This is a genomic window from Pelagicoccus mobilis (genome assembly GCF_016595505.1).
GTDB lineage: Bacteria > Verrucomicrobiota > Verrucomicrobiia > Opitutales > Opitutaceae > Pelagicoccus > Pelagicoccus mobilis.
In genome coordinates, this window is sequence record NZ_JAENIL010000065.1 from 24,668 (window position 1) to 31,139 (window position 6,472).

6 protein-coding genes are annotated in these 6,472 nt (G+C 55.9%); 2 read left to right on the forward strand and 4 right to left on the reverse strand.

The genetic code is table 11. The annotated features are described in order from the left end of the window. Window positions 1-13: 13 nt before the first annotated feature. The 4 genes from JIN87_RS24130 to JIN87_RS28635 all read right to left on the reverse strand — a co-directional run bounded on the left by JIN87_RS24130 (window position 14) and on the right by JIN87_RS28635 (window position 4,121). Window positions 14-1,492, reverse strand: coding sequence for a glycoside hydrolase family 5 protein (locus JIN87_RS24130; RefSeq protein WP_200358450.1), 1,479 nt, complete (start codon window positions 1,490-1,492; stop codon window positions 14-16). A gap of 250 nt (window positions 1,493-1,742) precedes the next feature. Next, window positions 1,743-2,762 carry an aldose epimerase family protein gene (locus JIN87_RS24135; RefSeq protein WP_200358452.1) on the reverse strand — a complete coding sequence of 340 codons (1,020 nt, stop codon included), beginning with the start codon at window positions 2,760-2,762 and terminating at the stop codon, window positions 1,743-1,745. Window positions 2,763-2,873: 111 nt separating this feature from the next. Further along, on the reverse strand, window positions 2,874-3,878 hold the full coding sequence (locus JIN87_RS24140) for a twitching motility protein PilT (protein WP_200358454.1): 1,005 nt from the start codon (window positions 3,876-3,878) through the stop codon (window positions 2,874-2,876). A 120-nt stretch (window positions 3,879-3,998) separates the two neighbouring features. Further along, window positions 3,999-4,121 (reverse strand): hypothetical protein, encoded by a 123-nt coding sequence (locus JIN87_RS28635; RefSeq protein WP_267909444.1) that lies wholly within the window; start codon window positions 4,119-4,121, stop codon window positions 3,999-4,001. Window positions 4,122-4,225: 104 nt separating this feature from the next. On the opposite strand from JIN87_RS28635, the gene JIN87_RS24145 reads away from it, so the two are divergent. Both JIN87_RS24145 and aroA read left to right on the forward strand, forming a co-directional pair. Beyond that, complete coding sequence (locus JIN87_RS24145; protein WP_200358456.1) at window positions 4,226-5,068, forward strand: prephenate dehydrogenase/arogenate dehydrogenase family protein; 843 nt, start codon at window positions 4,226-4,228, stop codon at window positions 5,066-5,068. A 51-nt stretch (window positions 5,069-5,119) separates the two neighbouring features. Then, a complete protein-coding gene (gene aroA / locus JIN87_RS24150) occupies window positions 5,120-6,457 on the forward strand; it encodes a 3-phosphoshikimate 1-carboxyvinyltransferase (RefSeq protein WP_200358458.1) in 1,338 nt (445 codons plus the stop codon). The last annotated feature ends 15 nt before the right edge of the window (window positions 6,458-6,472 follow it).

A 6,472-nucleotide genomic window follows, 5' to 3' on the forward strand; every position in this document is an offset into this window, starting at 1 on the left:
CAAAAAGCTCACACTAGTCCTCAATACACACCCGCAAGAAAAGGTTTGGCAGCTTCTCCTCATCGATAGCGAGTCCCTGCTTAACCTCTCGAAGCCCATCGAGACCGACCGTGACTTCCGAGATGATTTCGCTCAGCGAGATCGTTTGCCAAGAGTCTTCGAGCAAGTCCGAAGACCAATCCAAAATATACTGCACGTTCACGTGTCCACGTAGAGAAACAACTGTCGGCACACCGCCTACCAGTTCCATTCTAGGCATCGGAGCAAGGTCATCCGCGTCGCTGGGATCACTCCCGAAAGCGTACTCGAACAGATTGGCCTGCCCGTCGCCGTCGTCGTCACCAGTCGCTCCTGACAACAGTGGCGACGCCTCTTGAAACAGGGCAAAGCTCTGGCCAAACAAGGGAACCAAGACCGTGTCAGCATGGATCTGCGAAGACCAGTTGAGCTCGTCTCTTTCAAAGAGCTCAAACTTGCCACCATCATCCCAAATAACAGGCGTAATTCCATGCTCGATACACGCGTTAGAGTAGTACTCCGCATGCCGGATCCGGTCTAGCTCGTTGCCCAGACCGCTATTTTGAGCCCCCCATTCTCCCATCACGACCGCACGGCCTTTCCCAACGATCACAGTCTCGTGGATCGAATCAAAAAGGTTGTCGAGAGCCTGCTTGTCAGCATCCGTCCCCCAATCCGCATCTTGATCCGTCAGGCAAAACAGGTAGGGCGAATAGGCGTGAATCGAAACAATAATATTGGGGTCATCGTTTGGAGCTTCCCAATCACTCATCGCTTTGCCATCCGCGCTCGCCGCATGAGTCGGGGCCAGGATAATGCGAGCCGTATTGTTCCCGCCTGTCGCTCGAATCGCATCGACACACGCTTTGTTAGCTCTGTTCACACAGTCACGCGTTTCAGCAGTGCCACCACTCCATTCACCCCAGTCGCCTCCCCCGCCTTCAACGCGAGGTTCGTTAAGGGTCTCGAAAATCAGTCGGTCTCCGTAATTTTTGAAATGATCCGCAATCTGCGTCCAAACCTTCCCGAGCTGGTCGTTAGTCGCATCTATATTTTCATAGTTTGGGATTATCCAATGCCCATCGTGGTGAGTGTTGAGAATGACGTAGGCCCCGTTGTCCAAGCCCCAATTGACGATCTCCTCCACCCGCTGGAGATAAGCAGATTCAATCACATAGTCGGGCCCCTCTCCCATGTTGAACTCCCAAGTCACCGGGACGCGAAGGGTCGTGAATCCTGCAGAGAGAATGCCGTCGACAATCTCCTCGGTCGTATTCGGATTTCCCCAGTAGGTCTTGTTGACGTGCCGGACATCCATCGCATTGCCGAGGTTTATTCCAATCCCCATCTCCTCAACAACCTCTTGGGGAGTTAGGCCACGCATGGGTTCCGGGGACACGGGTCCCATAGCGGCGACAATCGCAGTTGCCGATAAGCCAAATACGACGGAAAGAGCACAGAAAGAGAATCGCATTTCAGTATTCTACGGATTTCAGGGTGGTTTTTACGGGGTGCTGAATGAGCTGCCAGGCGCTTCGCTCATTCGATCGACTGCTCGGCTTCAAGCGTTACACAGTCGCTTAACTCACTTGAAATCGAACGACTGAAAACTCTCTCAAAAGAATAGCCCCCAGATCGTACCCACCATCAGAGTTCCGAGACCACACACGAAAAACGGCCGCCCATCCAGGCGACCGTTATTAAATGAGCTTTCGTAAAATCGCTTACCTTACTCCAAACCGATAGACCGTCTTCGACTTGAAAACTTCGCCCGGGCGAAGCGTCGTGGCCGGGAAATGTCCCTTGTTTGGCGAATCAGGGAAGTGCTGGGTTTCCAAGCAAAAGCCTTCGCGCTTGTTGTAAACCTTGCCGCCCTTGCCGGTAAGCGAACCGTCGAGGAAATTGCCCCCATAAAACTGAACGCCTGGCTCCGTTGTGAAGCACTTCATTTCGCGTCCAGAAACCGGATCATACGCAATCGCAGCCAAACCGAGTTCACCGTACTGCTTGTCCAAAATCCAGTTGTGGTCGTAGCCCCCAAGACGGCTGATGTAAGACTCCTCGGAATCGATAGTCTCACCGTATACCCGAGCCTCGCGGAAGTCCATGTCGGACCCTTCCACACTAAGGATCTCACCAGTCGGGATGCCACCATCGTCCGTTGGCGTGTAGAAAGCAGCGTTGATCAACATCTCGTGATTGGTCGGAGACGCTCCGTCATGTCCCGCTAGATTGAAATACGCGTGGTTGGTCGGGTTGAAAACTGTCGGCTTATCGGTCACCGCCTCGTACTCAATCACCCATTCGTTATCATCAGTAAGCTTGTAAACGACCGTACAGTCCAGCTTCCCTGGATAACCTTCTTCACCATCCACACTCGTGTAGCTGAGCTTCACGCCAGTGTATCCATCTCCGGATACTTCTTCAGCAGTCCACTCTACTTTGTCGAATCCGACTTTACCGCCATGCAAATGGTCCGCCTCGCCGCTGTTGGTGTAAAGACCGCCGATCTCCTTACCATCAAGAGGAAATTTGCAGCCACCGATCCGGTTTCCATAGCGGCCGATGAGCGCGCCGAAATAAGCGTCATTGTGATCCACATACTCATCGATCGTATCGAAACCGAGCGTGATATCGGCCATTTTTCCATCACGATCCGGCACGTGGATTTCAGATACGATCCCGCCAAAATTTGTCAGCTTCAGCTTCAGGCCGTTTTTATTTTCGAGTGTGTAGAACTCCATAAGAAGATTTCGGGAAGTGTATAACGATTTAGAATACGATTGGCGGAAACGAATTCCGCCACGCTCCGCATTCTAAGAGACTCCCCCGGGAAGCAAGCCCCAAGTACACACTCAACCCTGCTGGCCTAGCATCTTGCCAAATACCATCCGGCCACCGCTTGTCGGAATAATACTGTCCACTTCGAGCAAAACCGTAGCCCCCACCAGATCAGCCGCTCCGTTTACGACCACCATCGAGCCATCCTCCAGATAGCCAACTCCCTGACTGTCCTCACGGCCCGTTTTGACAAGTTTCACGGTCACAGCCTGTCCAACTGTAACCTCCTGAGTCAGCGCCTTCGCCACACCCAACATGTCGACATACGCCACTCCTTCCTGTTTCGCTCGGATAGCGAGCGACTCGCTGGCCGTCAACAAACGCCCCTTCAAGCTACGTGCAATAAACAGCATCTTGTCCTCACGGCCCTGTCCAGGCTTCAGCTCAGACTCGTGCATCCGCACCTCAAGGTGCTCGAGCCCACGCAGCTCCGACAAGGTCGCCAAGCCGCGTTTGCCTCGGTTTCGCTCCTCCTCCACCGCCGAGTGAGTCAACTCGTTGAGCTCATCCACCACGAATTTCGGAACGAAAAGGATATCCACCAGCAAGCGAGCCGAGGCCAACTTCGCCACTCGCCCGTCAACCAAAGCCGAATCATCAAGCACCGCTTGCGGAGTTTCCACCTGCTGCGGGTCGAACCTCACATAAGGGATCACCAGATTGAACTCATCCTTGCCTCTCAAAGCGATTATCGCCCCCAAATAGGTCACCGCCACAAACACTCCCACTCGAGAGATGTAGATCACCTGAGGATCGCCTCCCTCGAACAAAGGAGAAATCGAAATCAGATGGGCCGCAAAAATCCCGGCCAGCAGACCGAAAGTCAAAGCCGACAAGCCCCTCAGAGAGAAGCCCTTAAGCAGCATATCAACAAGGATCAGCAAACAGCCGATCAGCACCGCGATCCCCATGCAAAGCCAGACCTTGCCGAGATCAGGGTAGACGTACCAAACGCCATAGCCTCCCAAAGCGCAAAACGCTATGAGGATGGCGCGAAAGATAACAATAGATTGGTTCATGATAACGAGTCGTTGCGGCCCGGGAAATAATGGGAGGGCCTCAGGGTGATAAATTACCCCTTTTCACTGATGAAGAACCGCGAACGGTCCCCTCTCTCTATCGACTCGGAACCACCCCAATCAACCGGAAAAAACCTTGTACGCCAACGCGATCATCGGCCCCACGATGAACGCCGCCATCACCCAATAAATTATTCGCTTGGCGCGCTTCGCCTCTTCACTGTTTTCTTCCGGCTCTTCCATACTTCGATTTCTCGCCAAAACGCTAGCGGACACGCCTTTCCAGTAAAGGTCCAATCCCTCCGAGAAACCTTCGAATCCTCCCTTTCCAGACCTTATTTCCTAACGTGTTTCAAACCATCACCATCGTCGCCCCCGGACTCCTCGGAGCCTCTCTCGGCATCGCCGCCAGCGAGAAGGGCCTCGCCCAAAACGTCTCCGTATGGGCTCGCCGCCAAGAATCGGTCGACGCCCTTGCCTCCAAAACGTGGTGCACCCACGCTAGCACAGACCTCGCGGAAGCCTGCCGCGACGCCGACCTCATCGTGCTCTGTTCGCCTGTAAACAGCATCATCACACTTTCCCAACAACTCGCCTCATTCGTGACTGGCAACCCCATCGTGACCGACGTCGGCAGCGTCAAAGCGGACATCGTCCAGCAATGCGAGACCGCCCTCGCCGGCAAAGCCCGCTTCATCGGCTCCCACCCCATGGCCGGCTCCGAAAAGACCGGCATGGACAACGCAACCGCCTCCCTCTTCGACGACCGCTCCTGCTTCGTCACCCCAAATTCCGATTCCGATCCCGAGGCCCTCAGCAAGACGGTCGCCTTTTGGCAAGCCCTTGGCTCCACCGTCTTTCAAGAATCCCCCGAAAAGCACGACCAAATAGTAGCTCAAGTCAGCCACCTACCCCACCTTCTCGCCTCCTCCCTCGCCGCATTTCTTGGCGACCACTGTCCAACCGCCGCCCAACACTGCGGCAACGGCCTCTGCGACACCACCCGAGTCGCCTCAGGCAGTCCCGAACTCTGGCGCGAGATAGTCGCCCAAAACCGTCCCCAAGTTCTCAGAGCGTTGCGCGACTACCAAAACCACCTGCAAACCCTAACCACCGCAATCGCCAACCAAGACGATAACGCGCTCCTGCAAGAGCTCGCCAACGGCAAAACCTTCCGAGACCAACTCTAAGGTAGGGCTCGACCGCCGGGCGAGCCGCCTCAACCTCCCTTCTCCTTTCCAGTGCAAGACCCACATCCAGTCCCCCCTTTCACAAAGCCCGTCAAAGGCAGCGTCACCGTCCCAGGCTCCAAAAGCATCACCAATCGAGCCCTCATCATCGCCGCCCTCGCCGACGGCGAAACCCTCCTCGAAAACTGCCTCTTCAGCGAGGACACCGAGATCATGGTCAAAGCCCTGCAAGACCTAGGCTTCGACGTTCGCCCAACCCCCGCAGACAAGACCATTCGCATCACCGGCCTCGGCGGCGACATCCCCAACAAAAAGGCAGACCTCTTCGTAGGAAATTCCGGCACCTCCGCCCGCTTCCTCACCGCATTCCTCTGCCTCGGCGAAGGCGGCGACTACACCCTCGACGGCGTGCCGCAAATGCGCAAACGCCCCATCGCCGACCTCGCCGAAACGCTCAACCAGCTAGGAGCCAACATCGAAACCACCGACGGCTTCGCTCCCCTTCGCATCCGCACCAACGGACTCGAAGGCGGAAAAGCCACTATCGACGCCACCGCCTCCAGCCAATTCGTTTCCGCCCTCGTCATGGCGGCTCCCTACGCCAAGCAAGGCATCCAGATCGAGATGGCCAACACCTCGGTACGCCGCGGCTACATCGACATGACCCTCGAAATGCTCAAGCAATTCGGCGTCCCCAAGTCATCCCTTTCAGCAAGCGATTCAGGATACAACATCCAGAACTACACTCCCTACCAATCCAAGCCCGACGGCTACCTAGTCGAAGGCGACGCCTCCGCCGCCAGCTATTTCTTCGCTCTGCCAGTCGTTGTCACCGGCCAATTAGAAATACACGGCGTCACCAAAGAATCCCTACAGGGCGACATCGAGTTCTCAACCCGAGCCGAAGAAGCCGGAGCCTACATTGTCTGGGACGAGCGATCCGCCACCGTCCACTACGAGCCCGGAGCGCAACCCGAATCCCTCGAAGGCAGCTTCTACCCATACTCCGACACCTTCCTCACCGCTGCCGCCATCGCCCCAATCCTTCACGGAACCACCCGCATCGAAGGCATCGCCCACACGCGACACCAAGAGTGCGATCGCATCGCCGCCATGGCCGACGGACTACAACGCCTCGGCCAGTCCGTCGAAGAAACAGAAGGCTCTCTCACCATAACCCCGCAGCCTCTCAAACCCGCCAGCGTCGCCACCTACCACGACCACCGAGTCGCCATGAGCTTCGGTATCCTCGGCTGCTACGACGCGTTCGGCAACGGCCAACCCTGGCTGCAAGTCGAAGACCCAACCTGCTGCAAAAAAACCTTCCCCGACTTCTTCGAAGTATTGGAAAAACTAAGACAGGACTCCCTCCGTAGCGCGGTGCTTTAGCCCGCGTATCTCGAC

Bases quoted from the DNA above. Each gene is read 5' to 3' on its own strand.
- JIN87_RS24135 (WP_200358452.1), bottom strand. From the start codon at position 2,762: ATGGAGTTCTACACACTCGAAAATAAAAACGGCCTGAAGCTGAAGCTG.
- JIN87_RS24140 (WP_200358454.1), bottom strand. From the start codon at position 3,878: ATGAACCAATCTATTGTTATCTTTCGCGCCATCCTCATAGCGTTTTGC.
- JIN87_RS24130 (WP_200358450.1), bottom strand. From the start codon at position 1,492: ATGCGATTCTCTTTCTGTGCTCTTTCCGTCGTATTTGGCTTATCGGCA.
- JIN87_RS28635 (WP_267909444.1), bottom strand. From the start codon at position 4,121: ATGGAAGAGCCGGAAGAAAACAGTGAAGAGGCGAAGCGCGCCAAGCGA.